This is a genomic window from Streptomyces sp. SID14436, assembly GCF_010548465.1.
In the GTDB taxonomy this organism is placed as follows: domain Bacteria; phylum Actinomycetota; class Actinomycetes; order Streptomycetales; family Streptomycetaceae; genus Streptomyces.
Map to the genome: position 1 here is coordinate 1 of NZ_JAAGMD010000016.1, position 1,558 is coordinate 1,558.

The 1,558-nt window shown below is 76.2% G+C and carries 3 protein-coding genes and 1 pseudogene; all 4 read left to right on the forward strand.

The window, feature by feature from the left end; all coding sequences use genetic code 11:
• The coding region (locus G3I53_RS00605; RefSeq protein ID WP_164437919.1) for a GvpL/GvpF family gas vesicle protein at positions 1-657 on the forward strand (657 nt) is incomplete at its 5' end.
• A 4-nt stretch (positions 658-661) separates the two neighbouring features.
• On the forward strand, positions 662-979 hold the full coding sequence (locus tag G3I53_RS00610; RefSeq protein WP_164338464.1) for a gas vesicle protein GvpG: 318 nt from the start codon (positions 662-664) through the stop codon (positions 977-979).
• On the forward strand, positions 976-1,323 hold the full coding sequence (locus G3I53_RS00615; protein WP_164338463.1) for a gas vesicle protein: 348 nt from the start codon (positions 976-978) through the stop codon (positions 1,321-1,323). The genes G3I53_RS00610 and G3I53_RS00615 overlap by 4 nt, the downstream gene beginning before the upstream one ends.
• Positions 1,316-1,558 (forward strand): annotated as a pseudogene (locus tag G3I53_RS00620) (gas vesicle protein); the annotation flags it as partial. The gene G3I53_RS00615 and the pseudogene G3I53_RS00620, both read left to right, overlap by 8 nt.

Consider the following 1,558-nt stretch of genomic DNA (forward strand, 5'->3'; position numbering starts at 1 on the left):
GGTGCCCCGGTGCGGCTGCTGACCGGGGCCGGGCTGTGCGCGGCGGTGTCGGACGCGCCCGCGCGGCTGCGGCCCCGGCGCCGCGACCTGCTGGCCCACCAGGGCGTCCTCGACGAACTGGTCGCCCAGGGACCCCTGTTGCCCATGCGGTTCGGGGTCCTCAGCCCCGACCCCGGGGTACTGGAGGCCCAACTGCGGGCCGACGCGGGCCACCTGACGCGGCAGCTGGAGGGCCTGCGGGGCCGCGTCGAACTCAACGTCAAGGGGTCCGTCGTCCCCGGCTGCTTCGCCGAGCTGGTCCGCCGCGACCAGGGGCTGCGCGAACTGGCCCGCCGTACCCGGCAGAAGCCGGACTACGAGGCCAACGTCCGGCTCGGCGAGGCGATCGCCCGCGGGGTCCGCCGGGAGGCGCGGCGCGCGGCCCGGGACGTCCTGGCCCACCTGACCCCGTTCGCCGAGCGCACGGTGCACGGCCCCACCGACGACGAGCAGGTGCTGAGCACGTCGTTCCTGCTGCCCGCCGCCGACGAGGCACGGTTCCGCGAGGCGGTGGCCGCGCGGGCCCGCCGGTGGGGGGACCGGCTGGCGCTCGGGGTGACCGGTCCGCTGCCCTGCTACAGCTTCGTCGACCAGCGTCCCGCGCCGGCCGGGAGGTGACGCGGTGGGCATCGTGACCGGCCTCCTGCTGCTCCCGCTGGCTCCGGTGCGGGGCACGGCGTGGATCGCCGACCACCTCCTGGAGGAGGCCCGGCGCCAGTACCACGACCCGCGGGCCGTGCAGGCCCGGCTGAGCGCCCTCAACCGGGCCCTGGACGCGGGCGAGATCGACGAGGACACCTTCGAGCGGGAGGAGGACCGGCTGCTCACCCTGCTGGAGCGCCCGGCCCGGCGGTCCGCCCGGCCCGCCGTCCGCACCACCTCGACCGCGCCCGCCGCCCTCGCGGTCCGCACCCCGCGCGAACCGGGGAGGGCACCGTGACCGCCGTCGACACCCCCTACGACTTCGCCGCGGCCGAGCCCTGTGGTCCGCCGTCGGGCAGCCTCGCCGATCTCCTCGAACGGGTGCTGGACAAGGGCATCGTCATCGCCGGCGACATCAAGATCGATCTGCTCGACATCGAACTGCTCACCATCCGGCTGCGTCTGTTCATCGCCTCGGTCGACACCGCGAAGAAGGCCGGCATCGACTGGTGGGAGACCGATCCGGCCCTGTCGTCCCGGGCCGCGCGGGACGCGCTCGCCGAGGAGAACGCACGGTTGCGGGCGCGGCTGGAAGCACTGGAGGAGTCCGTGGCCGAGACGCCGGAGGCCGTAGGTGAGTGACGTCCCCACCGGACCCGAACCGGACGGCCTGGTCTGCGCGTTCGCCGTCACCCGTACCCCGCCGGACGGCGCCGCGCTGGCCGCCGCGGCCGGCCACGAGGAGGGCGGCCCGCTGCGCGTGCTGCGCGCCGGGACGCTGAGCCTGGTCGTCCAGGACGTGCCGGCCGCGCTGTTCGGCCGGGAGGCCCTGACGGAGCGGCTCAACCGGCCCGAGGACCTCGAACGCTGCGCCCGC